Source organism: Photobacterium sp. TY1-4 (genome assembly GCF_025398175.1).
Lineage (GTDB): Bacteria > Pseudomonadota > Gammaproteobacteria > Enterobacterales > Vibrionaceae > Photobacterium.
The window spans coordinates 807243-832817 of record NZ_CP099735.1 but is presented as its reverse complement, the minus strand read 5'-3'; the positions used below and the strand labels follow the sequence as shown (position 1 = coordinate 832817).

Genomic DNA, 25575 nt, shown 5'->3' with positions numbered 1-25575 from the left:
GAATGAACGTTCACCTGACTTCTCACTATAACTGCTAACAAGGAAAAACAAGTGACTCTACAGCCAAATACAACTGTATTAATTGTACCGGGGCTTCGTGATCACGTCGAGGATCACTGGCAAACTCTGCTTGCGAACCGCTTGCCGAATGTTCGAACCGTGCCGCCACTGGAAGTGGATAGGTTAAGCTGTACAGCCCGCATTGATGCCATTCAGCGCGAGCTGGATAACATTGATGGTCCTGTTATTCTGGTCGCGCATAGCGCAGGTGTCTTAATGGTTACCCACTGGGCCACCAAATATCAGCGCCAAATTAAAGGGGCGCTGTTGGCTGCTCCGCCGGATCTCAATGCGACTTGGCCAGAGCAGTATCCTTCGCCAGCCACACTGAATGAAAATGGCTGGAGCCCATTACCGTTGCTAAAACTGCCTTTCCCGAGCCTTGTGGCTGCCAGTACTAATGATCATCTGGCCAGCTTTGAAGCGGTGCAGTCTATGGCTGAACAGTGGGGAAGTGAGCTGGTCAATCTGGGTGATGTCGGCCATTTGAATCCAGCGTCAGGGTTCGGCGACTGGCCTTTGGCTGAGAAATTGATTGCCTCGTTAGATATTTAGCTCAGGGTGAGAGCATGAATGCTCATTTTTTACTCGCCGCCTTAAAACCAGCCAGTAACACCTTGTCCAGATAAGTGGTATTCATCGCTGCAATGTTCTGTTTGCGTCGGATGCTAGCCTTTTCGAGGTTTTGGCTCGCAGCATGTTCAGTGCAATGTGCCGAAAACAGGCCATGATCTCAGCGGCATCTCCACGGTAAATCTGGCAAGCATCCTCGTTCATTGATGCATCAAGTACCCAGTGCAGGCTGTTTTCAATTCCCCAGTGGCCACGCACAGCGGTGGCAAAACGCTCTGTCTCCAACTCAGCAGAGCTGATGTAGTAGCGATATTCGAGTGACTCTTTACCTGATTTATCAATGCGATAACCAATAGTAACACCGATGCTCTTTAGCCCTTTCCAATCAGGAAACTGGTGTACCAACTCACCAGCAGGTAGTACATGGTATTCTCGGGCTTCGATTCGTCCGTGGCTTTGTTCCACTGTGACATCTTCAGGGGCGCTCTGAGCCGCAGTTTTCGCAGACAGCGCCTGACGTACAGCTTTAGCCAGTGTTTCCTGGTTACCTTTAACGGCAAGCAAATAATCACCACCTTTATCAATGATGGTTGAAGCGATGTTGGTCTGGCAGGCTATCGCGTCAATCGAAATCAAGCAGCCTTTGATGTCCAGCAAGTTAAGCAGTTCCGGTATTGCCGTGATCTCGTTCGACTTGGCATTGGTTTTGAGCTGGCCCATAACTACGCCGTTGGCCGTGGCGAAAGCACTAACCATATGAATCGTGGATTGTCTGCTTTCGCGGTTATATGAGCCGCGCAACACCTTACCATCGATAGCGATCAACTCACCGTCTGAGCGCTCAGTAACAGCTTGCATCCAGTTGATAAAACACTGCTGAAACTGACTTGGATCTAGGCGTGAGATAACACGAGCAATGGTGTCGTGAACAGGAAGTCCGGATGTAAAAAGTCCTTTTTGCTGAAACCATTGAAAATGTGCTTCACCGAAATCTTCAATGTCTTCCCAGCCCTCAGCTCCTGCAATCGTCGCACAAACAGTAAGAAACAGAACATCGAATAAGGGATAACTGATTTTCGCAGACTGACGAGGGCCTTGCAGATCGCCAAAATACTGAGAAAAAGCCGATACTCACCTTAGAACTCCCGAAAAAGGGAGTATAAGATCATAATTCGATCGGCTGGTCAAACTCACAGAATTTGATCACAAAACGTTCGTGATCTCACCTTGGGAACATAGGTATGTCTCTTTACTTATAAATAGTATGAAAGTCTGATAAGTTGTGAGCGGAATCGAATGACATCTATAGTAAAATCAAATGATAGCAAGCATCACATTCTAACGCAGATTCTACTGTGACACGCTTGCCCATCTTTACACTAGCGTACCGATGGATATTTTTACCACGAGACTTCGTTAAATTTCGAGCAGGGTTTTGAAAGGCGCTCTCAAGCGTGATAAGTACGTTATCAGAGAGCTGGGGTTGAGAAGACATAAAAAATAGCCTCTTCATAAAACTGTCGTAAACTTACATAAATATGGACAAGGAAGAGGCTATATCAAATTATGGTTGTTTCAACATTAAAAACTTCGAAAAACCGAACTTACTCTTTCCCGTAAACGTTGTTTTCCTGCTCGCGAACGCGGATGAAGGTGGTGCGCTTGGTCAGCTCTTTGAGCTTCGCCGCGCCAACGTAGGTGCAGGTTGAGCGCACGCCGCCCATGATGTCCTGGATGGTGTTTTCAACCGGGCCACGGAATGTTAACAGGACGGTTTTTCCTTCAGCAGCACGGTAGTTGGCGACGCCGCCGGAGTGTTTGTCCATCGCGCTCTGAGATGACATCCCATAGAACTTCATGAACATTTCACCGTTCTGCTCGACAATTTCACCGTTGCTTTCTTCGTGGCCGGCCAGCATGCCGCCCAGCATCACGAAGTCGGCACCGCCACCAAAGGCTTTGGAGACATCACCGGCACAAGTACAGCCGCCGTCGCCGATGATCTGGCCGCCCAGGCCGTGTGCGGCATCGCCACATTCGATGATTGCAGACAGCTGCGGGTAACCGACACCGGTTTTCACGCGGGTAGTGCAGACCGAGCCCGGTCCAATGCCCACTTTCACGATATCGGCACCGGCCAGAATCAGCTCTTCACACATATCACCGGTCACGACGTTTCCGGCACTGATCACTTTGTCCGGGAAGGCGGCGCGGACTCGCTCAACGTACTCGACCAGGTGCTCCGAGTAGCCGTTGGCAATATCGATGCAGATGAAGATGAGATCATCGCTCAGGGCCATGATGTCTTTGGTTTTCTGGAAGTCGGCATCAGACGTACCGGTCGACACCATGACATTGTTCAGCACGCTGGCGTCGTTGTCACGGATAAAGCCGGCCCAGTCTTCAACGGTGTAGTGTTTATGGACTGCGGTCATGACTTTGTGTTGCGCCAGGGCTTTCGCCATGTCAAAGCTACCCACGGAATCCATATTGGCAGCAATAATAGGGACACCAGACCATTGACGACCGCTATGCTTGAATGTAAAATCGCGGGTTAATTCAACTTGAGAGCGGCTTTTGAGGGTTGAACGTTTTGGACGAAACAGAACATCTTTAAAACCCAATTTCAAGTCTTGTTCGATACGCATTAGTCTTTCCTTAATCTATCGAATTTTGCTGACTGGTTCGGTTGCTATTGGCAGATAGCATTCAATTCACCAGAAAGCAGGCACAAAAAAACCGGAGCGTTGGCAGACGCTCCGGTTTTCAGCATTATAGGCAAATAAACTTCATAAACAAGCCTGATAATGTAATTTTTTTTATGATATCTTTACAAAGATTTTACCTGGCAAAGCGTTCGTTTTGTCAAAATTTTCTGAATTCTTCGTATTCCTCTTCCATTCTCGTGCAATCCTTGCATAATCCCCCTGACAGAAAGGCAATGTGGATAGGTTTACTTTGCTAAGCAAAAGAAAAATAAAAGATACTTTTCCGCTCGACTTTTACGGCGAGGACGGAAGCTGGCGATTTATTATCCGAGCAGAGCACCCTGGCGAGGTGTTGGATGCAATGTACTGGCGTGCATACATCTCATGCCACCGCAAGGAATTTGATTTACTGCATATTGCCACCGGGAAATTCAACTACAAATACAACTACTCAACGGCTGACACTTCAGAACTGCATTTCGGCACCGGCGGCTCACCCATGCGGATCAACATGATGGGGCCGATTGTGCCGATTTCAGCGATCCTGGCTAAGGTGGCGGAACAAAGTGCACCCAAACCCGCGTAAATGAACAAATCGGGTGATCCGTTGACCGGAAAGTGAGAAAGGGGCTGATTTCAGCTCCTTTTTTGTTGCAGCTGGTAGCAATGTTAACTTATTGTTGTCCAGATACTGATGATTGAAAGGAGAGGGCGATGCGCCTTAGGATGTCCGGGTTGTTGATGCTGGCCGGAATACTTGGATCAGGAAGTGCGGTGGCTTCACCTCTACCTGTGATTGCCGGGAAATGGCAATGTACGCCGCAGCATGAGCGGCCGGATGAACAAAGCTGGGTCACCTATGATTTCAAGCCGGACGGGACGGTGAAGTCACAAGAATGGGTACGCTATGAGAAACAGGAGCAGACTCAGCTGGAGTATCAATTGTTCGTGGATTATCGGTATGTGGCGAAAGAGAGCGATTATATGCTCACACCCGTCAAACTCAGCCGCGAAATTATCCAAGACCCCAATCATGCCGATCCGTTTGACTACGCGGCACGTCGTGATCTCACCGGTTATCGGATCTTTTTTAAACCAACCTTGAAAGACGACCAGGCGATCTTTGATATGTGGTATCACATTACGCCTGAAAAGCATTTCTTTATGCAGTGTCGCCATGACAGCGTTGCTTAAGGCAATCCGGCCAGGTTTCGTTCTAACAGCTTGTCTTTGTACTGCGTCGGCGTCATCCCGCGCTGGCGCCGGAAGGCTTTGCTGAAACTCTGCACATTGTGATAACCCAGCTCGGCGGCAATCTGGCCGATCGGCATATCTTTGAGCATGTATTTGATCGCCAGATTGCACAATACATAGCTGGTCACGTTGGTGAATGTCCAGCCTTGGGTATGGAGCCGGCGCTGGAGTTGCTGGCGGGATACCTGAAACCGGTCGGCGACAAAATCCAGGGTCGGAAAACCGTAGTAACAGGCATAAGTAACCATTTCGTACATCACCTTGGCCATGTCCTGTGGCTGCGGCATGTTCAATAATTCATCCAGCTGAAAGTTGCTCAGCAGCATCGGTCGATGCACCGCAAACGGCGTATTACTGCCGTGCTCCAGCACTGAGATATCGAGCCAGACCTTGGTGGTCGGGGCGTTCCAGGTGATCTCGCAGCCAAAAAATTGCTCTACCTGCCCGTTGCCGCAAGGGGGGCCGCTGATTTCCACCCGTTTGGGATGATAATCCTTTCCCATGAAATGGCGTAACGTGTTGGTGTACAGTACGGCGATCCGCAGGCTGTCGGCTAGCCGCGGCTGCCCCTCAGAAAAGTGGTTGTCATAACACCACTTAATCATATTGCCGGACTGCTCGCCGTGAAACCCCGCGCCGGATTGCAAACAAGACGTGCCGTAATTGATGCGCCGGAAGGCCAATGCCAGATCCGGGCTTGAGAGCAGCCAGTTGCCCAAATACCCCATGTCGCCGAATGTCAGTTGCGGCGCGATTCGGATGATGAATGCCGGATCCTGCGTCAGCTCTGCAATGGCTGCCAGCCAACGATGAAAATCCAACGCCGGGATCAACGCCATCGGTTCGGCCAGCAACTTTGGCGGAATCCCCAGCGCTGTGACCGAGAGCCGATAGTGCTTTTCTATGCCGAGGAAGAGTGGCTGGAGAAATGCGGCGCGGATAAAACTGGCATGAAGTGCAGGTGTTGCATGCATGGTGAAATCGCCCTGGATAGATTGAATTATAAACTCAATAATATCGATATAATCAGACCGCGAATGATACCTGCGTCACATATAAATGCAAACTTGCCCACCATAAAAATGATGAATATCAGTATTGATTGGGAGTGCTTTGAGGATGAGTTTGTTCAGTATGCCGTTTGTCGACAGTGGGGTAGATACCGCCCTTCATGTGGTCGCGACGGTGGTCCTGGTGGGGGGGATTGGGGCAGCAGCCTACGGGTTTTGGCGCATTCATGAATTACCGATCCAGAAGGCCCATCACAAAGAGCATCATCAGCTTGGATTGATCACCGCGCTCACCTGGATCGGTTTTATCTGGCATTGGGTGTGGGTGGTTGCGGTGGTCATCGCCTTCGTTGATGGTGAGCAGGCACTACGGCGGATCCGGGATATTTGGAAAGGGGAGCCAGCCGTTGGGGAGGCGTCTGTCTTGGCCGACATTCAGGCTGAAACAGCGTCGGTGACCGGGAATACACACCCACAACAGGAGATGGATCATGCTTGAGGGATTGGCCGTTTGGGCGTTATTCATTTACCTGCTGCGTTTGGTCGGCATGCCGTGGAACAAGTTCACTCAAGGCTTTTCGGTACTTGGGGGGATTGGCTGGTTGCTGTTTGTCTGGGTCGGCCTGATCACCTTTACCCCGATGGATATGTCCGGCGGCTCGGTGGTGCAGTCACCGCATGTGCAGTTGCGTCCGCCTTCCACGCAGATTAAAGGTCATGTGGCACAGATTTACGTTGCGCCGAATGAGAAGGTACAACAGGGGCAACTGATTTATGAACTCGACCGCGAGCCGTATCAGATCGCGCTGAACAAGGCTAAAGCGACGCTGGCACAAGAGGAAGCGGCGCTGTTGATGGCCCGGGAAAATATTGGTATTGCCTGGGAAACGGCGCTTGCTGCTGAGAAAGAGATTGAGATCACCCGCAACAAGTGGGTCGCGGCGAAAGAGGATTTGAAACTTAAGCAAGCCATCCTGAACCGTTACCTGGAGCAGAATTCGGTGGTACAGCATACCATTACCGATACCCAGATGGATGAGCAGCGCACGGCCGTAGCTGTGGCCCGTGCCGAGTCGGTTGCACTCGCTTCGCAACTTGAGATGCACCAGTTGACGGCTAAGAAGACGATGCTGGATTGGGAGAAAACTCAACTGGCCGTGAACAGCCAACAGGCGGAAGTCGTGCATGAGCAGGCAAGCGTAGCTCAGGCGCAGTGGGAACTGGACAACACCAAGGTGTATGCCCCGGCCGATGGTTATCTGAATAACTTTATTCTGCGCGAAGGGCAGTATGTCGGGCTGATACCGCGGATGCAGATGTACATTGATGAAAAGTATGTGCTGATGCGGGTGAATCATCAGGCGATCCGCAATGTGAAAGTGGGCCAGCGGGGGGAATTTACCTCAGCGGTTTACCCGGGCAAGATCTTCAGTGTGGAAGTTGAAGGGATTGTGGAAGCGACCGGCGAAGCGCAGGGGAACCTGCTGGGCCGCGATGACAGTGTTCGTCAGGTGACCGGCCAGAATGCGATGAACAAACATCATTTTGTTCGCCTGAAAATTGATGAGCCGGATGGTTACGACATCCCGGTCGGCTCTGTGGGGCTGGCATGGATCAGTGCCGAGAAGCCGATTGGTTTTCTGGGTTTCCTTGATGTGATCCGTGGGATCATCATTCGGATGAAGTCGCAGATTTTCTATATCTGGTCGATGTAACCGGGGTCATACACGGCAAATCATCGTGTGTCTGAGCGGGGCTGATGAATGCTATTCATCAGCCCCGTTTGATGTTGTGCCACCCTTTTTATCTTTTCCCTTCTTTATCTATGGGATTTTGGATGCGGGGATTGCAGTTTTGCCAAGCAATCGGTAAAACATGAGCGTTTGTGTGACCGACCCGAAGGATGCTGATTGTTTTGAAGTTGATCCCTACCTTGCGCCGGATGTTGACCCGGAATCACGCGTTTGCGCTGTTCCGAGAACGGCTACAAATCATCTCGCTGCTATCTGCCTCACTGTTATTCGTGATTTTGCTATTCGTGTCGCTGGTGCCGGGCCGTGCATTGGCATCGCAGTCCCCGCTGTGGGAACGGTATCCCTGGGGAATGGCCGCGGATACTGTCGACAGCTTACCGGATGCTTATGATTGTTCGGAATTGTATCCCGGTCAGTCGGTGATCTGTTTGGATCAGCAACGGGATTTTCAGCTCGAAGACGGGGCGCTGGCGGTATTTACCCTACAGGGCAAAGTACACCACCTCGAATTGACTGCGCCACTGACCCAAGCCAACTACACCAAGTTACTGGCACAGTTGCGTCGTCAGGGCCTGGTATTCGCTCATCTGGATGTGGCCGGGGAAACGCTCGACGTGCTGTCCGGCATGCAAAGCCTGGATCGGCAGACGCTGGACGACCAGATGTTTGCACTGGCGAACCGCAGCAGCTATCTCACGACCCGGACGTATCTGCTGGTGGAGAATCGTGTGCTGGCGGACGCACTGCGTCAGGGCTATCGCAATATCCGGCAGTGGCTGGCAGCCGATGTTGAAGCGGATCCGGCGCTTCAGCGGGTGCCACTGGTGACCCTTCAGGTTTCGCCGGAGCAACTGATCACGCGTATTACGTACCCGTTCGCCGAGTGAAGGGAGGATGTTTGCAATCCGCTGGCTGTATTGGTTTTGATGGCTGCATCAGTCCCGACGGAGGGTGTTGTCGATGGAAATCGGCGTCGGGTAGCGCCTTACCACCCAGTAGGTTGAAATGACGAATGTGGTGATGGTGGTAGTCTGGATAAACAAGGTTGCGGCCGGGGACAACATGTCGTTATTGGTGGCGGTATAGGCGACCAGAAATGAGAATTCACTGGCCTGGCTGAGCCGGGCGCCCAACTCACGGGTCAATCCGGGGTTCTCATGCGCCAGAGTTAAGGCCTTGTTAAACCCCCAGGATTTGATGGGGACTAGCAGAATGCCAAACCCGATCCCCAGTAAGCTGTAGAGATTGCCTGCGGCCAGATCCATCCGGGCACCGATGGCAAAAAAGAACAGGATCAGAAAAAACTCCCGCAGCGGTTTCAGGTGAATCGAAATCACCTGTGATACCCGGCTGACGGCAATCGAAACACCGGCCACAAATGCGCCGCTCTCGTACGATAACCCGGCTTGATGCCCCAGCTCTGCCAGAAAGAAACACCAGGCCAGCGTCATGACAAAACTGTATTCCTGGATCACATCAAAGCGGCTGAACAGCGGCAGAATAATATAGCGAACCCCGACATAAGCCAGCAGGCAAAGCCCGGTAAATTTCAGCAACATCATGGCGAAGGCGATGATGATCGCATTCCCACCCCCGATGTTGAGAAAAATCAGTACACTGATGGCCAGTAGATCCTGGATCAGCAGGACACTGGTCATTACTTCCCCCATGTGTTTGTGATGCAGGGTGGTGGTGGGGATCAGTTTCAGGCCGATGACCGTACTGGAAAACATCATGGCTGCGGCGATGATCAGCGATTCGCCCAGGGGAAACAGGCAGGCCAGGGCAACGATCAGTGACACCAGAAAGAAAAAGCCGCTGGTGGCAAAAGTAACCAGGGAGCTTTCTTTAAACAGTTGCAGCAGTTTTTTCGGCTGGAGATTCAATCCGATTAAGAACAGCAGCAGGATCACGCCAAGGTTGCCGATTTGCGTGATATTCCCAGCATTGTGGATCAGGTTCAATCCCTGTGGACCGATGATGATCCCGGCTGCAATGTAAGCCAGGATGATCGGCTGACGGGCATAGAGAAACAGCGTCCCGAGAATGGCCGCGCTGATGATGATGGTACACAACTCGAAGATCAGGGGGGCCAGACCGGTTTGCATACGCCCTCATCCGGAAATACTTGTGACCATCGCCTGCCGGGCAGGCGAGATCGTGGGTTGTGGCAACAGCTTTAAGGATAATACATCTCGACTCTCCGCTCTTAGCAACGGGTTGAACTGTGTGCGAATGGTTATGTGTTCAGTGAAGCTTGTCGATGGTTCTTCCTCTATCCACCTGAATCCCCTGAGTGGGTTTCTGTCACCAGTTGTTTCATGAGTTCTGCCAGCCGGGCAATTTTGAGATTCGAGAGCTGACGATAGTCGAAATACGGACAGATGATCACCCGGTGCTCAGTGTTGATCGCAAACTCGTTATCCAGCCATTCCATGGGCGCGGTCAGCTTGGCTTCGGCAATCAGCCGCTTGGCATAGGTCCGGCCCATGATGAGATGGATGACCGGGGTGACCTGGTCGTGTTCATCCGGTGTGGACAGCTGCGGTGGACTGAACAACAGGGCAGTGTGGCTGCCTTGCTGGAGCAGACATTGATCCCGGTATGCCTGCCAGGTCGGCACCGAAAGAGCATAGGGGAAAAGAGAAGTCTCCAGCGCATACAAGAGCTTGGCATAGACGTTAAACACTTTGCGCCAGCCGTTGCCGCATGCCTGGCCAATTGCCTGGATCTCTCCCGGTACTAGCGGGATGTGCCCGGCAAGTGTCGGGTAGTTCAACATGTTCGGACGATTTTCAAGATAGGCGGCGAGATGAAACTGGGGGCAGCCGAGGCCGATTGGTTGTGACATGGTGCTCTGCTTGACTGTTGTAGATGAATCGATAGACGGAAGTTAAGGTCGATAAGCACCCCGTTGAAATGCGCTCTTGGCCCTTGGTAAGTTTGACACAGGGCTAACTTCAACCTGACATACGTGCGTATCTTACCGATATGCTGACGGCAAAGAAATAAACCAGAGAATTATAATATGAAATCATTAGTCTGTTGTTTATTCGCCTGCGCTTTGGCGGGGTTGCCGGCAACGGCTCAGGCGAAGTGGCATCACCAGGGCGATCATCACCATAAGCATCGTCATCATAAACATAAGCACCATAAACATCGTCATTATCACCGGCATGATCATCACTATCATCGTGATGTCGTGGTGGTGAAAGAGCAGCATTATCACAAATCCCGTTTGCCGGAAATTGCGACATTTGCGGTGATTGCCGGGGTGACTTACGCAATTGTGAACAACACATTTTACAAGAAAAGCGGCGATGAATACCGCGCGGTCGAACGTCCTGCCTACCGTTGACACCATGGTTTCGGAAACAGCAGAGCCTGCTGTTTCCGAGATGGTGAATCACACCAGTTTAAACTTACTTATCAAATTACAAAGTTGAGAATTAAGTCACAAATAGCATTTTATGCTAGTGCAATGAGCCCGAAACAGACCCTGAAAACGACAACTATATCTTTTATAATCAATCATTTAAACTATTGAACAGTATACATAGCTGGATATTGATAGTGCACTTTTCAATATCTGGATGTTATGACTGCTTTTGTGATTTATGTTGAATTATCATCCTTTATTTTGTTGTTTTCGTAAAATATTAAATGTCTTCCCTTGGCTTCGTTGCCGTTTTGTTTAATCCTGAATGTAGCTTAATTGTTAAATCGTTTGGCGGGTTCTGCAGCTGCCAGATTGATGACATGGACTTAGTGTGGATGACACAAGGAACGGGATTATGCATTCTTCTTTCGAACGTACGCTTCAATTGGCTCAACTGAGTGGTAAGGCGGTGAGCGATCTTTCCTCATCTTTTAATTTTCTGCCGAAAACCGGCCATGCGGACGGTGAGTACCGGCTGCGTCGCTACTCAATTGTGAAGCTGAATCAGGGGCTGGTTGAGCATTTGCCGGCGCGCCCGTTTGTCCAGTCGGACGATATCAATACGTTCCAGGGCAATGTCAGCCGCAGCTTCGAGCCACTGGAAGAGGCAATTGTCAGTAGTGACGGGATGCGCGAAATGTGCGAAGTCTTCAAGTCCGCCAACGGTCTGGTCGATGAGCAGGAAATTGAAATTCACCAAATTCGTATTTCGGCTATTGATGAAGAAACTCAGGTTGCACCGGAAGGGGTTCACCAGGACGGGTTTGATCACCTGGCAGTGATCGGGATTGGCCGTCACAACATCGAAGGCGGTGAGTTCCTGGTTTATAAAGACAAAACAGAATTGCCGTTTTTGAGCATGGCCCTGGCGGAAGGTGAGGTTGCCTTGCTTGACGACAGCCAGCTGTGGCACAACGCTCGCCCGATTAAAGCGGTGAAGAAAGATGAGCAAGGATATTTGGATCTGTTTGTACTGACTGCCAAGGAGCTTAACCATGCCGTTCACGCCTGAAGCCGTACGTGACGCATTCCCGGCCCTGAGCCAGATCGTCAATGATCAGCCGGTTTACTTTTTCGATGGTCCGGGGGGATCGCAGGTGCCGACGCCGGTGTTGGATGCGATGACTGCCTATCTGGGTCATTACAATTCTAATCTTGGCGGCGCTTTCTTCTCCAGTGAGAAGACCGTTGAGGTCGTTGCCAAGGCACGCAGCGCCGCTCAGGCACTGCTGGGCGCACCCGCTGCCGAAAATATTGTCTTCGGGGCCAACATGACCTCGCTGACATTCCAGCTCAGCCGCGCGATTAGCCGCGACTGGCAGGCTGGTGATGAAATTATCGTGACCGCGCTGGATCATTATTCCAACGTGTCGAGCTGGCAGCAGGCGGCAGAAGACAAAGGCGCGGTGGTCCACCAGGTGCGAGTCAACGAAGCGGACTGTACCTTAGATTATGATCATCTGATCTCGCTGCTGAGCGACAAAACCCGGTTGGTGGCGGTGACCTATGCGTCCAACACGACCGGTTCGCTGGTGGACATGCAGCGGGTGATTGCGGCGGCGCACCAGGTTGGCGCGCAGGTTTATGTCGACGCAGTGCATTATGTCCCGCACGCGCTGGTCGATGTTCAGGCGCTGGGCTGTGATTTTCTGGCCTGCTCGGCTTACAAGTTCTTTGGGCCGCATGTTGGGATCGCGTATATCGCGCCGCAGTGGCTTCAGACTTTGCGTCCTTATAAAGTCGAACCGGCAACCAATCAGGGGCCGGGTCGCTTCGAAACCGGCACTCAGAGCTTTGAAGCATTAGCCGGATTTGTGGCCGCAGTCGAGTATCTTGCCCAGTGGGGCGAGCCGGGGGCGGATTTGCGTCAGCGATTGCAGCAGAGCTACGCGCAATACCAGCAACATGAAACGGCGCTGAGCCGACATTTCCTGGCTTGTGCTACGCAGTATCCAACTATTCGTCTGTATGGGATCACCGATGCAAACCGTCTGCACCAGCGCACGCCGACCTTTGCGATTCGCATTGACGGGGTGACGCCGGGGGATGTTGCGGTCCATCTGGGCAAACAGAATATGTGTGTCTGGAACGGCCACTTCTATGCGCAGGGGCTGTGTGAGCAATTGGGCGTGATGGCCGATGGCGGGGTGATCCGAATTGGCTTGATGCATTACAACACCACAACAGAGATCGACCAATTGTTCGCCGCACTGGCACCGTTTTTACAACGCTGATTTATACAACGTTCAGTTGTTACAAGGCGGTGTTTTAAAACACGATGTTTTAATAACATGATGTTTTAGTAATACGACTAGTGTCATGCTGAGCGCGGTTGCCCACACCTGTCACAGGCTTGAATCCGTGCCGGTATGAACTGTTGGTTAGGTCCCTGTCAGGCACTTTGCCTGCAGTATTCATAACAAAAGTGTCTGAGCACTTGATACTAAAAAAACAAAGCCCGGGAGTCTGCTTCCGGGCTTTTTCTTATGCTGGCCTTGAGCATCGGTGAAGTTCGGTCGGAACCGCAGGGTGAGATCACGAACGTTTTGTGACCAAATTCTGTGAGTTTGACCGGCCGATCGAATTATGATCTTATACTCCCTTTTTCGGGAGTTCTAAGGTGAGTATCGAGGCTTTTTCTCAGTATTTTGGCGATCTGCACGACCCTCGTCAGTCTGCGAAAATCTGTTATCCCTTATTCGATGTTCTGTTTCTTACTGTTTGTGCGACGATTGCTGGAGCTGAGGGCTGGGAAGACATTGAAGATTTCGGTGAAGCACATTTTCAATGGTTTCAGCAAAAAGGACTTTTTACATCTGGACTTCCTGTTCACGACACCATTGCTCGTGTTATCTCACGCCTAGATCCAAGTCAGTTTCAGGAGTGTTTTATCAACTGGATGCAAGCCGTTACTGAGCGCTCAGACGGTGAGTTAATCGCTATCGATGGTAAGGTGTTGCGTAGCTCATATAACCGCGAAAGCAGGCAATCTACGATTCATATGGTTAGTGCCTTCGCCACGGCCAACAGCGTAGTTATGGGCCAACTCAAAACCAATGCGAAGTCGAACGAGATCACGGCAATACCGGAACTGCTTAACTTGCTGGACATCAAAGGCTGCCTGATTTCGATTGACGCAATAGCCTGCCAGACCAACATCGCCTCAACCATCATTGATAAAGGTGGTGATTATTTACTTGCAGTTAAAGGTAACCAGGAAACATTGGCTAAAGCTGTACGTCAGGCGTTGTCTGCGAAGATTTCGATTCAGAGCGCCCCTGAAAATGTCACGGTGGAGCAAAGCCACGGACGAATCGAAGCCCGAGAATATCATGTACTACCTGCTGGTGAGTTGGTACAACAGTTTCCTGATTGGAAAGGTCTAAAGAGCATCGGCGTTACCATTGGTTATCGCATTGATAAATCAGGTAAAGAGTCACTCGAATATCGCTATTACATCAGCTCTGCTGAGTTGGAGAAAGAGCGTTTTGCCACCGCAGTGCGTGGCCACTGGGGAATTGAAAACAGCCTGCACTGGGTACTTGATGCATCAATGAACGAGGATGCTTGCCAGATTTATCGCGGAGATGCAGCTGAGATCATGGCCTGTTTTCGGCACATTGCACTGAACATGTTGCGAGCCGAAACCTCGAAAAAGGCTAGCATTCGACGTAAACAGAACATTGCAGCGATGAATACCGCTTATCTGGACAAGGTGTTACTGGCTGGTTTTAAGGCGGTGAGTGAAAAATGAGCATTCATGCTCTCACCCTGGTCGGAACCGCTTGTGCGCCTGGCACGAAAAAAGTGCTAGATATCACAGGGCTTGGTTGAAATGTAGAGCAATTGCTCTAGAATTGGGACCATACTAATTCTTTTTCGGTCTGATGGAACGAAGCATGAAAAGAACTCCAATCGCAGCCCTGACTTGTTGTGCAGCGCTGTTGATGCTCCCGCTGACGAGTCAGGCGGACCAGACGCAGCCGATGACCTCGGCCAGTGTGCCCGAGGTGGCGCAAGCGCCAAGCCACGCCTTACCGGTGAGCCAGCAAGCCGTCAGTTTCAGCGACGCCTGGCAAGCGGTCGTCAGCCAGAACGATGCTCTGGCCGCGGAGCGGGCCAATGTTGACCGTGCACGTTATCTGCAAGATGCGGCGCGGGATATGTATTTGCCGCAGGTGACGGCTGGTGCCAATTACACCCGACTGGACAAGGCTGTTGAAATCAAGCCTTCCGATATTGCCGAGAGTATGCCGGCCGGTGATGCCATCGCCGGACTGGCGCAGATGGCCGGGATTAATCCGGCGCAAATTGATCAGCTGTTTACCTCCCGGCTAACCGATCGTGATGTGTTTACCAGTTCTCTACGGGCGATCTGGCCGATTTTCACCGGCGGTCGTATCACCGCGGCACAGGAGATCGCCAAAGGGCAGCATGACGAAGCCGGTTTTCTGCTGGCGATGAAGCAACAGGCGAAGTTCGAAGATCTGGCCAAGCTCTACTTTGGGGTCGCAATGACCCAGCATGTGTTGCAAACCCGGATGGATGTCGAGCAGGGGCTGCAAAAGCACTTTGAACATGCCAAGAAACTGGAGCAACAAGGACAGATTGCCAAGGTGGAACGTCTGCAGGCGGAAGCGTCTTATGACAAGGCCCGGGTAGAGCGTCAGAAAGCAGCGCGGGATATGGAAATCGCTCAGGTCGCCCTGACCAAGATGCTCAAGCATTCCCAACCGGTCCTGCCGTCCACACCGCTATTTACCAATGACTCGCTGCCGCCGATGGTTGCTTTCATTGAGAAAACACTGGCGGACTATCCGGGGCTGAAGATCCTGGATGCCAAAAGTCGCCAGGCGAAGGGGGTGATCGATGTCGAAAAAGGCAAGTATTACCCGGAAGTCTACCTGTACGGCAACTATAGCCTGCATGAGGATGACTCGCTGGCTGCCAAGACCGCGCCGGACTGGGCCGTTGGCGTCGGCGTGAATATTCCGCTGCTGGATCGCTCCGGCCGCTCGGATAAAGTGAAGGCAGCCCACAGTGCGGTGACCCAAGTGAATTATCTCAGAGCGCAGGCCGAGCAGGATTTGTCGGTGCTGGTTGAGAAAACGTATCGGGAAGCGATGCAGGCTTTGGAAGAATATCAGGGTCTGGCGTCGAGCCTGTCTCTGGCGAGCGAAAACTTGCGGATGCGGGAAAAAGCCTTCAGCCAGGGGCTGTCGACCTCGCTTGATGTCGTCGATGCCGAGTTGTATTTGGCCAGTGTCCGGACCCAGCGCTCGGCTGCGGCGTACCAGTATGTGATTTCCCTGTCGCGGTTATTGGCCGTCAGTGGTGAAATCAACCGTTTCAATCAATATCAACAATTTCAGGGTGTAGAGGTTCAATCATGAGCAAATCAAAGGCATTCGCCGTAATGATCCCGGCTGCAGCGCTGGTGGGCTGGCTCGGCTACACCTTCTGGCAGGCGTATCAGCCGCAACCGGAGCGGATGCAGGGCCAAATTGAAGCACAGCAATACAATATTTCGTCCAAAGTGCCCGGTCGGATCGAGCAGGTGATGGTCCGCAAAGGCGATCAAATCCAGCGCGGCGATCTGATTTTCACCTTGCTGAGTCCGGAATTGGACGCCAAACTGGAGCAGGCCAAAGCCGGACAGGAAGCGGCCGGCGCGATGGCTGAGCAGGCCGAGAAAGGTGCCCGGAGTCAGGAAATTGAAGCAGCGAAAGATACCTGGCGTAAGGCCAAGTCTGCCGCTGAGCTACGGGGCAAAACTTACCAGCGCGTCGATAACCTCTATAAAGAAGGGGTGGTCGCAGAGCAGAAACGCGATGAAGCCTATGCCCAGTGGCAGGCGGCACGTTATACCGAGCGTGCGGCCTATCAGATGTTTGAAATGGCCAAAGAAGGGGCTCGGGTGGAAACCAAACGGGCAGCTGTCGAGAAGGCCCGGATGGCCGCGGGTGCGGTGGCAGAAGTGGAAGCTTATGCCGCGGATACCCAAATCGAAAGCTGGCATAACGGCGAGGTAGCGGAAATTCTGCTGCATGCCGGTGAGCTGGCGCCTCAGGGTTTCCCGGTCGTGAGTGTGGTGGATATGAACGACGCTTGGGCCGTGTTCCATGTCCGTGAAGACAAGCTGAAAGACTACGGTACCGGCGCGCAGTTCGAGGCCCGGATCCCGGCCCTGGGCGATCAGAAATATGCCTTTGCGGTTAGTCACGTTTCCGTGATGGGAGATTTCGCAACCTGGCGGACCACCGATCCGGCGCAGGGATTTGATATGCGTACGTTTGAAGTCGAGGCGCGTCCGGTGAACCCGATCGACGGGCTGCGGGTCGGTATGAGTGTACTCGTTGAGTGATCATGATGTCGTTTTCTCACCATTTACGTCATGAATGGCAGGTGCTGGCTCGGGATGGCTGGCTCAGGGCATTGCTGAGCTGGGTGCCGCCGCTGCTGTTTTTGATTGTCTGGGCGGTCTTTTCCGCCGGGATTGCCCGGGATCTGCCGATTGGGGTGGTCGACCTCGACCATAGCCGGCTATCTCGTCAGGCGGTGCGCTATTATGACGCCAGCTCGGCGCTGGCGGTTGCCCGAACGTTTCCCTCGGTCGAGCAGGGTAGTGCTGCGCTCCGTGCCGGTGACATTTATGCGCTGGTGGTGTTACCGGCCCAGTTGGAAAAGCAGACGTTGCTCGGTCATACACCGAATATTACGGCCTTTTACAACAGCCAATTCATCCTGATTGCCAAACTGGTGAATTCCGCCGTGATGCAGGCTCAGGGGACGCTGAATGCCCAGCTCGATACGCTGCTGAACCTGGCGGAGGGGAATGCAGTGCTGAGTCAGGCGATGGGGAAAGCGGTGCCGATCCGCACCCAGGTCACGCCGCTCTATAACAGCAACAATCATTATGGTCAGTTCCTGGTTGCAGGGGCAGTGCCGGCGATGTGGCAGATCCTTATGGTGATCACCACGATCATGGTGCTGGCCGCGCAAGATCGTCAGCAATCGTTGCCAACCTGGTTGAAACCAGCGCCGTGCCGACGCTTGCTTGGCAAACTGCTGCCTTACACCTTGATCCTGTGGATGCATGGTCTGCTGTTTCTGGTTGCGCTGTACGGTGTGTTGGGTTGGCCGATGCATGGGAGCTGGCTCGTTTTAGGAACGGCACAACTGCTGACCGTGCTGGCCTGTCAGGGCGTCGGTGCTGTGCTGTATCTTGCGACCCGGGACGCGACCCGCGCCATGAGCCTGGCGGCCGGTTTCACGGCTCCCGCCTTTGCCTTTGTCGGGGTGACGTTTCCGGCGACCGATATGCCGACGCTGGCGCAGGTCTGGCGTGCGGTATTGCCGGTCACTCATTATCTGGATGTCCAGTTGCATCAGGTGAATCATGGCCAGAGCCTGAATGAAGCGATGCCGCAACTAATAGCGCTGGCTGCTTTTCTGCCGGTGCTCGGGGTTGCGGCGTTGAAGGCGAAGCAACTGGCGACAGGTGCAAGTGAACAAGAGGTGGTGTCATGAGTTGGCGTGCGTTAATTCAGCAAGAGCTGAAAGCGATTTTCACCAATCCATCGATCCTGTTTACGGTCTTTGGCGGCGTGTTGATTTATTCGTTTCTCTACCCCTTGCCTTACGCCAATCAACTGCCGCGAGAGCAGCAGGTGGTGGTGGTGAACCTGGATCAGAGCCAACTTAGCCGTGAACTGGAGCGGATGGTGGATGCGACCCCCCAGGTGGCGCTGACGCTGCGGGCAACCGGCATGGCTGAAGCGCAAGCGATGCTGAACCGGGGGCAGGTTCAGGGGCTGCTGGTGATCCCGGAGTTCTTTGCCCGGGATTTATTGCTGGGTCAGTCGCCGACCCTGGCTTTTGCCGGGGATGCCGCTTATTTTCTGGTGTACGGCACCGTGGTGGAAGGATTGGCCAAAGCCGGCGGGACCCTGGGCGCCAAAGCGAAGGTGGTCCGGATGGTGACATCCGGCGAAAACATTGCGCTGGCGTCGCAGCGGCATAGCCCGATCCACCTGACCATGCAGCCGGTGTTCAATCCCGGAATGGGCTATATCGACTATATCGTTCCGGCGGTCTTTGTGCTGATCCTCCACCAGACCCTGCTGATTGCGGTGTCGTTGCTGGGCAGCGGCCAGCGAACGCTGCCGGCTGTAGCGGGTCAGCCCGGCTATTGGCATCAGACCCCTGCCTGGCAATTGGTGTTGGTGCGAGCTTTGGTGTTTGTCCTGATCTATCTGCCGTTGGTGATGTATTACTTTGGCTTCAGCTTTACCTATTACCACATCAGTCGCCTGGCGACGATTGCCGATCTCCTGGCGATCACGGTGCCGTTTCTACTGGCGGTGATTGGGCTTGGGATGATCCTCGGTCATCTTTTACCCCGTCGTGAGCTGGCGATCGTAGTGGTGTTGCTGAGTTCGATCCCGCTGATCTTCTCGCTCGGCTTTATCTGGCCGGCGTCGATGATCCCGGCGCCGATCCAGACACTGGTGCAGTTGATCCCGGCCACTCCGGCGGTAAACGCGTTTTTGCGCTTGAATCAGATGGGCGCCGAGTTCCATCAGGTTTTGCCGCTATGGACGCAGCTGTGGGGGCAGGCGTTCGCCTACGGTGTGATGGCTTGGCTGTTGCAGCGGCGATAGCCATACCGGCGCCGCTTAAATGTAATCTTGAATAGAACAATGGCAGCCTTGGCTGCCATTGTTCTTACTGTTCTGCGCCAGGTGCTACGTTAGGCTCGACATAAGCAGCGGTGCCCCATAATGGCACCGTCGAAAGGCTGTGCTTAAAACTGCCCTCCGTTTCTTTCGTAGTATAAGACAAGTAGAGCAGGGTCTGATTGTCTGCATCAAAGATGCGTCGGACTTTCATCGACTTGAAGAAGATACTTTTGGACTTCTTGAATACGACTTCTCCGGATTTACTTTTATCAATCTTAGCGATCATTTCAGGTGTAATGTCACCCGTTTGACGACAAGAAATGGAGCTGTCACTGGGGTCGGCGAAACTGAAATCGGCTTCGACAGAGGCAATGTGGCAGGTTACCCCCGTGACAACATCGTCCTTTAAATTTTCAATTTTGATGTCCTTCAGCGTAAAAACACCAAGCGAGACATCTCCTACTTCATTGTCAGAACAGCCTGCGAGTAGTCCAGTCATCAACATCGCAACGAGCAGTTTTTTCATTGTTATTCTCCCTATCGGGCTTGGGCCGGATGAAGGGTTTATCATACCAAGTTGATCGATTTAACCAATGAATAATCAATGATTTTTTCGGATGAACATGGATGGCGTCAGTGTTTTTGACTTTCCGACTGCAACTGCCGACCGAGCTGCCACAGCTTTTCGGCTTTGGTTCCGAGGAGCCAGAAGCTGAGTGCCAGAATCGCGAAGAAGATGGTTTTGTGCATCGATTCCCAGAAGTATTCGAAGTAGCGGGTGTAGAGATTAATCAGCAGGAAGGTGATCCCGAAACTCCGGCACAGGGGGTTGTCGAACCGGATCCCGAGATAAATCACGCCGAGGCAGACCAGCCCGGCGAGGATAGACCAAGGCAACAGATGAATTTGCGGGACGTCGGCCCACTCGGTGGCATCGGCGTAATTGCCGAAGATCGACAGTAACCACAGGGTACTCAGCAGGTACAGCAGGCCGACAAACAACGTCGGCTCGCTCAGATACTGGTATTCGACCCGGCGCTCGGCAAGCCGGCTGACAGCCAGTACGGCGATCCCCACAAAGACAAATCGCAAGGCTTGGTTCATCCCGAGGAAGTAGCCTTCAGGGTTCGCCAGCTCATAGGTTTGAACCATCTCCCAGGCACCGAAGCTGATTAGGGCGAACAGCCAGATCAGAACGGAGTTGAGGCGAATGCCGAGCACGCCATAAACCAGCGTGAGCAGGAGTAACAGCAGCGCATCGTAGCGATGCGCAATCCCGCTGGTTTCGCGTAAAAAAGCAACTGTCACCGCGGTCATGAAGACACCGAAGAAAAAGGTCGCCTCGTTGCTGATGTTTTTCTCGGGAAATTTGTCCCGCCGCCGCGTGCCAATGATGTAGCAAGCCGCTGCGATCCCGGCGCTGAGCAGCGCCAGAACGCTGGCGGGAGTGTCGATGATTTGCGCCAGCAAGGCGAGCAGGTAGTCATCTGCCAGCAGTACGCCGACGGCAATGATCAGGCAACTGATGGCAATCCAGAACGAGTAAACCGCCAGTAAGCGCCAATCAAAGCCGACGATCTGGTAGCTGTGACGTAATTGTTTAGCCTGCTCCGGGGTGATCAGCGCACCTTTCTCCCAGTCCTGAATCGCTGAACTGAGCACTCTGGCTTTGCGTTTACTCAGTTTCATGGGGTGCCCTGCTCATTACTGTGGGGTTTCCGGCACGGAGATCTCCCCGGGAGTGAAAGTCAGGATGTGCTGCTCAGATGTGAGCGTCAGGAGATTATTTTCAAGGGCAATGCTGTTCCATTTTTGCAGCGACTTGGTCATGGTCGACTCAATGGTCGCCAGTTCGTTCTGGATACAGGCCATTTTGGTGGTGCCCATGGCGGTGATTCGGAATTTACTTTTGGGGGTGAGTTCTACCTGGCCGAAGAAACGATTGCAGCCACTGAACCCGGCGACTTTGAGGTCGGCACCGATCTGCATCCCCGGCGGTGTTCGGGGCTCGGTGATTGTAATGTCCTTTCCGTCAATTTTGATCAGCAACCAGCTGTCCTGAAGATCTTTGACGGCGAAGCCGGCAGTAACTTTTTCCTCGCATCCGAGCAATGCCACAATGAACAAAATCACCGTCCACAGCCAAGGTTTGGTAGGCATTGGTTGTTCTCCCCGATACAGCCTTGTTGCTAATAATAGCTTATCTTAGTGACTGTCAGGTTGCGCTGATAAGACAGCAGTGTGCTTAAATGGTGCTGCGTCCGAAGTAGTTCACTTCTCCCTGGCGCTGCTGAAAACTGTCGTCTTTATCTTTTTGGCTTTCGTAGGCCTGGAGTGCAGCCTGGGCCTGGCAGTAACTTTCGCTCTCCGAGAAAGCTTCCCGGGTGGTATCGATCGCTCGTTCGGCTAACCGTCGCTGGTTGGGTTCGGCCTGGCTATTGCTGAAGATGGCCTGCTGGCGGGCCAGAAGCCGTCCTACAGCTTCCATGCACAGCTTTTCGTTGTCCGGCAGGACATTCAGGGGCTGTGCCTGGACAAGCGGAGACAGCAATGGGATCAGAACGAGTAGTCGATAAAATATATGCATTCAATTTTATATCTTGTGGGTGGATCATTCGATTATAGGGCCTGAAAAGAGAAACTCAAGCCAAGCATAGCGGTGCTGATACAGCATTATATGCGGCAGTTATTCCCATTTATTAAGTTGATCCGGTATGCATACGGGCGAGTTGCGCTTTAATGATCACGCAGGGGGAGTTGTGACAGGCAGGCCCGACACAGGCAAGTTGCGCCGTCGGTGTCCAGGCCCGATGTGTCCCGGCGGTTGAGTTCGAAACACCAACAGTTGGATTTGCCGGCACTGATCTCGCAAAAAGCCGGTTTGCCGCATTGTTGACAGGTATGGGTCGACTGTTCGCCGCGGATTTCGTCGATTGTCCGGACTTGTTTTTCTTCGTCCATATGGCGCCACGTTGAGATTTCGGCCATGGTGCGAAAGCAGCCGCTGCAGATGCCTTCGTTGTTTTTACATTTTGCGACACAAGGTGTTTTCACGGAATCATGCTCTGTACTGCCGTCGGGGGCAGTACAGTAGCATCATGTGACAGCATAGCCAAGATTAGCGCTTACGCCAGATGGTCATCTCGGACAGGCTGTGCTGGAACTTACGCTTGGTTTCCCGGATCGCAAATGGGATTTCTTTCACTGCGACCAGTTCAAAGTGGGGGATCAGGGTTTCGGTCAGGCCGTCCAGGGTGGTGAAGTTCTCCCCGTTGACCTTGATCCCACCAAGCCATTTGGCTTTGTCGGTATATTCCTCTAGCCAGGTGTAGGGCGATGTGACGACCAGGTAGCCACCGTGATTGATCCGTTGGTGGATCGTGGACAGGAATTGTTTCGGGTCGTTGAGACGGTCAATCAGGTTCGAAGCGTAGACCAGATCATAGCCACTGAACTGGGGCTTGAGATTACAGGCATCCCCCTGAACAAAATTGATCCGGTCGGCAACGCTGCTGTAACCAAGTTCATCCAGCGTAATACTCTTAAACTCGACCAAGTCGCCTTCGGTTCGGATGGTGTAGCGTTTCTCGCCCTGCTCTGTCAGGCTGTAGGCCTGTTGAATAAAGCGGGCTGAGAAGTCAATGGCATCCACCTGGGCGAAATGTCTGGCCAGCTCAAATGAGGCGCGGCCGACCGAGCAACCGATGTCCAAGGCTTTCCCTTGATGGTTGAGCTGAATTTCGTGCAGACATTGTTTGACGCCGTTGATGCAGAAATTCGGAACTGAGAAATACTCATCGCCATAGTGGAACTCAAGATACTGGGAGATCAGCTCATCTGTTTCATAAATATTCAGCGAGGTCATGCTGTCCGGATTCTGATTGGATTCAACATAGCGGAACCCGGCGTGCTGATAGAAGTGCCGTCGGAAGGCGTAGCGGGATGATTGAATCGATTCGTTTCCGGTCGAGATCCAGGAGCCGCCTTTGATCAGGTTGTGCTTGCCGTCGAAGGTCGGGGTGGAGAAGTCATCATAGAGGGGGTGGACCGAGAAGCCCTGAAATCCGTCAATACAGGTTTCTGTCCATTGCCAGACATTGCCGACGATATCGCAAAAGCCACCGTGTTCAAACCGATCAACCGGGCAGGACGAGGCATAGTAAGCCAATTCAATATTGCCGGGGGGCTCGTGCCAGGCCGGAGAATCTTCCTCGATACTTTGGCGAAGCACATACCACTCGGCTTCGGTCAGTAACCGGATGTTGGCTTGTTTTTGTTCGGCTTTCCAGTTGCAAAATGCTTTGGCTTCAAGCTGGTTCACTTCCACCGGCCAATTGAGCGGAAGCAGGATTTCCTCTGTCAAGTTACGCTGTAACCAATCGCCGTCCCGGAAGCGCCAGAAGCGCGGCATGGTGGCTTGCGTATAGGCAAGCCAGGCTTTCCCTTCGTCGTTCCAGTAGCGGGGCTGGCGATAGCCGTCGGCTTTCACGAAGGCCAGGTATTCCTGATTTGACACCAGATATTTGGCGGCCTTGAAATTGTCGACCTGAAAGCATTGTTCGCCGTATTCATTGTCCCAGCCGTACGTGGGGGCGGATTCAGGTTTACCCAGGGTGATGGTTTCGCCACTGACTGACAGTAGTTGGTTATCAGCCGGGGTACCGCTGTCTGGGCAAGGCTGCCAGTTCGGGTGGGGACTGACATCGCAAAGGGGAAGCTGGCGGATGATAACCGAAGAGGTTTCCAGATGGATCCGTTCGTGTTCGATGCCCATCAGGATCACCCAGGCCGGATCGGCTGCGGTGATTGGCAGTTCGAGCGGCATGGTCTCGATAAAGGCATTGACCAGCGCTGAGACCTGGTCACGATAGTGGTTGACGGCGGCAACGGATGGCCAGTCATAGTGATTGTCATCGAGATCATCCCACGACATCTCGTCCACGCCGATGGCGAACATCGATTCGAAGTGTTCATCAATCCGTTGATCAATATATTTGCCGAGTTTTAACTTGTTGATATAAAAAACGGCGGTGTGGCCGTAATAGAAAATAAGCGGATGACGTAATGGTTCAGGTTTGCTGTAAAAAGCGGCGTCGTTGTTGATCACCTCAAAAAGAGACTCATACAGGTGCCAGGTCTGATTGAAAGCATCTTTGAGTTCCTGGCGCTTTCGTTCTGCACTTTCTCCTGTCAGCCACAGCGTACGTGTTGCTTTTCGTTGTTGGTTTTCCATTGCACACTTTCCCTTCTGAAACAGTACTTTTAAACGTAGCCAGAAAGGAAATAGTTCACCAAAGAAATGTGTTGTTTTTTGATAGTTAGACAACAGGCACATCAGAGATGAAGTGCCACGACGTATCAAACGAAGATGAACGACTCTGATCCCCAAAGCCTATGATTTATTTATATGGCCGGATTAACAGGGGTGAACGGATGCGTAAATGGTCTGTACCAACATGGGTCTTTGTGGCGTTCGGATTACTGCTGAATATTATCTCGGCACTAATGACCAACTTTTCTATTGATCATGCGATGCGAGAAGCCAATGGCATGATTCAGCAGCAGGAGAGTAACGAAAAGTTAATTGGTTTAACCTGGCAACAAATTGAAACGATTGAAAGGAAACGCGAATTGGTTTTGATTTTGACATCGATTGAAGATGTGAATCACCAGCCGCTTGCGGCATCGGTGAAAGAACAAGTGATTGCAGAGGTTGATGATTGGCTGAATATTTCGTTGTCCGATTTATCGATTGTTGAAATTCCGGCACTTATGCAAAGAATGAATGACGTTCAGGCTGAGTACCGACATAAAATTGACCGATTATATATTCAGAATTTGGCATTAGCTCAGTCTTATCAACGCGTGATGGAATCTATTTCCAGGCAGCGAAATTTGGCGCTATTTTTACAAGTTTTGGGCTTAGCCTTGATGTTAGCCAGAGATCTGAGATGGCGTGAACTCAAATGAATGAGTGTGGTGCTCTTCGATTCATCGTTCTTTTGAGCATGATGTTTATACGGGGAGTGCAGAAAGGGCTGCAAAAGAAAGGCCCTGCATCGCAGGGCCCGGAGAACTCTCTATCGATAACTGAGT

General features: G+C 52.4%; 25 protein-coding genes and 1 pseudogene. 15 read left to right on the top strand and 11 right to left on the bottom strand.

Annotated elements, in window-relative coordinates:
* Positions 1 to 51: 51 nt before the first annotated feature.
* Complete coding sequence (locus NH461_RS20510; RefSeq protein WP_261604451.1) at positions 52 to 615, top strand: RBBP9/YdeN family alpha/beta hydrolase; 564 nt, start codon at positions 52 to 54, stop codon at positions 613 to 615.
* 22 nt (positions 616 to 637) lie between these two features.
* Here the strand turns inward: NH461_RS20510 and NH461_RS20505 are convergent.
* Positions 638 to 1734 (bottom strand): annotated as a pseudogene (locus NH461_RS20505) (ISAs1 family transposase).
* 503 nt (positions 1735 to 2237) lie between these two features.
* Positions 2238 to 3281: a GMP reductase gene (locus NH461_RS20500; RefSeq protein WP_261604450.1), complete on the bottom strand. Its 1044-nt coding sequence runs from the start codon at positions 3279 to 3281 to the stop codon at positions 2238 to 2240.
* Positions 3282 to 3576: 295 nt separating this feature from the next.
* Between NH461_RS20500 and NH461_RS20495 the strand changes: the two genes are divergently transcribed.
* Both NH461_RS20495 and NH461_RS20490 read left to right on the top strand, forming a co-directional pair.
* Positions 3577 to 3927: a hypothetical protein gene (locus tag NH461_RS20495; protein WP_261604449.1), complete on the top strand. Its 351-nt coding sequence runs from the start codon at positions 3577 to 3579 to the stop codon at positions 3925 to 3927.
* Positions 3928 to 4055: 128 nt separating this feature from the next.
* On the top strand, positions 4056 to 4535 hold the full coding sequence (locus NH461_RS20490) for a hypothetical protein (RefSeq protein ID WP_261604448.1): 480 nt from the start codon (positions 4056 to 4058) through the stop codon (positions 4533 to 4535).
* Here NH461_RS20490 and NH461_RS20485 read toward each other — a convergent pair.
* Positions 4532 to 5569 carry an AraC family transcriptional regulator gene (locus NH461_RS20485; protein ID WP_261604447.1) on the bottom strand — a complete coding sequence of 346 codons (1038 nt, stop codon included), beginning with the start codon at positions 5567 to 5569 and terminating at the stop codon, positions 4532 to 4534. The genes NH461_RS20490 and NH461_RS20485 overlap by 4 nt on opposite strands.
* Before the next feature lie 145 nt (positions 5570 to 5714).
* Here NH461_RS20485 and NH461_RS20480 point away from each other — a divergent pair, with 145 nt between their 5' ends.
* The 3 genes from NH461_RS20480 to NH461_RS20470 all read left to right on the top strand — a co-directional run bounded on the left by NH461_RS20480 (position 5715) and on the right by NH461_RS20470 (position 8246).
* Positions 5715 to 6104 (top strand): MFS transporter, encoded by a 390-nt coding sequence (locus NH461_RS20480; RefSeq protein WP_261604446.1) that lies wholly within the window; start codon positions 5715 to 5717, stop codon positions 6102 to 6104.
* Positions 6097 to 7320: an HlyD family secretion protein gene (locus NH461_RS20475; RefSeq protein ID WP_261604445.1), complete on the top strand. Its 1224-nt coding sequence runs from the start codon at positions 6097 to 6099 to the stop codon at positions 7318 to 7320. The genes NH461_RS20480 and NH461_RS20475 overlap by 8 nt, the downstream gene beginning before the upstream one ends.
* 200 nt (positions 7321 to 7520) lie before the next feature.
* The gene (locus NH461_RS20470; protein WP_261604444.1) at positions 7521 to 8246 is read left to right on the top strand and encodes a hypothetical protein; all 726 of its coding nucleotides are present in this window, start codon (positions 7521 to 7523) and stop codon (positions 8244 to 8246) included.
* A 48-nt stretch (positions 8247 to 8294) separates the two neighbouring features.
* On the opposite strand, the gene NH461_RS20465 is transcribed toward NH461_RS20470, so the two are convergent.
* Together NH461_RS20465 and NH461_RS20460 are read right to left on the bottom strand one after the other, a co-directional pair.
* Positions 8295 to 9467 (bottom strand): cation:proton antiporter, encoded by a 1173-nt coding sequence (locus NH461_RS20465; protein ID WP_261604443.1) that lies wholly within the window; start codon positions 9465 to 9467, stop codon positions 8295 to 8297.
* 167 nt (positions 9468 to 9634) lie between these two features.
* Entirely contained in the window at positions 9635 to 10210 is a 576-nt protein-coding gene (locus NH461_RS20460; RefSeq protein ID WP_261604442.1) for a DUF6942 family protein, read from the bottom strand.
* A gap of 177 nt (positions 10211 to 10387) precedes the next feature.
* On the opposite strand from NH461_RS20460, the gene NH461_RS20455 reads away from it, so the two are divergent.
* The 8 genes from NH461_RS20455 (at position 10388) to NH461_RS20420 (ending at position 19461) form a co-directional block, all read left to right on the top strand.
* Positions 10388 to 10717 (top strand): hypothetical protein, encoded by a 330-nt coding sequence (locus tag NH461_RS20455; protein WP_261604441.1) that lies wholly within the window; start codon positions 10388 to 10390, stop codon positions 10715 to 10717.
* A 436-nt stretch (positions 10718 to 11153) separates the two neighbouring features.
* Complete coding sequence (locus NH461_RS20450; RefSeq protein ID WP_261604440.1) at positions 11154 to 11810, top strand: 2OG-Fe dioxygenase family protein; 657 nt, start codon at positions 11154 to 11156, stop codon at positions 11808 to 11810.
* Complete coding sequence (locus NH461_RS20445; protein ID WP_261604439.1) at positions 11794 to 13032, top strand: cysteine desulfurase-like protein; 1239 nt, start codon at positions 11794 to 11796, stop codon at positions 13030 to 13032. Before NH461_RS20450 ends, NH461_RS20445 begins: the two co-directional genes overlap by 17 nt.
* Before the next feature lie 386 nt (positions 13033 to 13418).
* Complete coding sequence (locus tag NH461_RS20440; RefSeq protein WP_261604438.1) at positions 13419 to 14552, top strand: ISAs1 family transposase; 1134 nt, start codon at positions 13419 to 13421, stop codon at positions 14550 to 14552.
* Between the two features lie 232 nt (positions 14553 to 14784).
* Positions 14785 to 16191, top strand: a complete 1407-nt coding sequence (locus tag NH461_RS20435; RefSeq protein ID WP_410000143.1) for a TolC family protein — start codon at positions 14785 to 14787, stop codon at positions 16189 to 16191.
* Positions 16188 to 17162, top strand: a complete 975-nt coding sequence (locus tag NH461_RS20430; RefSeq protein WP_261604436.1) for an HlyD family secretion protein — start codon at positions 16188 to 16190, stop codon at positions 17160 to 17162. The genes NH461_RS20435 and NH461_RS20430 overlap by 4 nt, the downstream gene beginning before the upstream one ends.
* Positions 17163 to 17164: 2 nt before the next feature.
* Positions 17165 to 18328, top strand: coding sequence for an ABC transporter permease (locus tag NH461_RS20425; protein WP_261604435.1), 1164 nt, complete (start codon positions 17165 to 17167; stop codon positions 18326 to 18328).
* Positions 18325 to 19461, top strand: a complete 1137-nt coding sequence (locus tag NH461_RS20420; protein ID WP_261604434.1) for an ABC transporter permease — start codon at positions 18325 to 18327, stop codon at positions 19459 to 19461. Before NH461_RS20425 ends, NH461_RS20420 begins: the two co-directional genes overlap by 4 nt.
* A 64-nt stretch (positions 19462 to 19525) precedes the next feature.
* Here NH461_RS20420 and NH461_RS20415 read toward each other — a convergent pair whose 3' ends face one another.
* The 6 genes from NH461_RS20415 to ovoA form a co-directional block, all read right to left on the bottom strand.
* Positions 19526 to 20005, bottom strand: coding sequence for a CreA family protein (locus tag NH461_RS20415; protein ID WP_261604433.1), 480 nt, complete (start codon positions 20003 to 20005; stop codon positions 19526 to 19528).
* Between the two features lie 107 nt (positions 20006 to 20112).
* Positions 20113 to 21168 (bottom strand): hypothetical protein, encoded by a 1056-nt coding sequence (locus NH461_RS20410; protein WP_261604432.1) that lies wholly within the window; start codon positions 21166 to 21168, stop codon positions 20113 to 20115.
* Positions 21169 to 21183: 15 nt separating this feature from the next.
* Positions 21184 to 21639, bottom strand: coding sequence for an META domain-containing protein (locus tag NH461_RS20405; RefSeq protein ID WP_261604431.1), 456 nt, complete (start codon positions 21637 to 21639; stop codon positions 21184 to 21186).
* A gap of 85 nt (positions 21640 to 21724) precedes the next feature.
* On the bottom strand, positions 21725 to 22066 hold the full coding sequence (locus tag NH461_RS20400) for a hypothetical protein (RefSeq protein WP_261604430.1): 342 nt from the start codon (positions 22064 to 22066) through the stop codon (positions 21725 to 21727).
* Positions 22067 to 22215: 149 nt separating this feature from the next.
* Positions 22216 to 22533, bottom strand: a complete 318-nt coding sequence (locus NH461_RS20395) for a DUF1289 domain-containing protein (RefSeq protein WP_261604429.1) — start codon at positions 22531 to 22533, stop codon at positions 22216 to 22218.
* Positions 22534 to 22597: 64 nt separating this feature from the next.
* Positions 22598 to 24712: a 5-histidylcysteine sulfoxide synthase gene (gene ovoA / locus NH461_RS20390; protein ID WP_261604428.1), complete on the bottom strand. Its 2115-nt coding sequence runs from the start codon at positions 24710 to 24712 to the stop codon at positions 22598 to 22600.
* 200 nt (positions 24713 to 24912) lie between these two features.
* On the opposite strand from ovoA, the gene NH461_RS20385 reads away from it, so the two are divergent.
* Positions 24913 to 25449, top strand: coding sequence for a hypothetical protein (locus NH461_RS20385; RefSeq protein WP_261604427.1), 537 nt, complete (start codon positions 24913 to 24915; stop codon positions 25447 to 25449).
* The last annotated feature ends 126 nt before the right edge of the window (positions 25450 to 25575 follow it).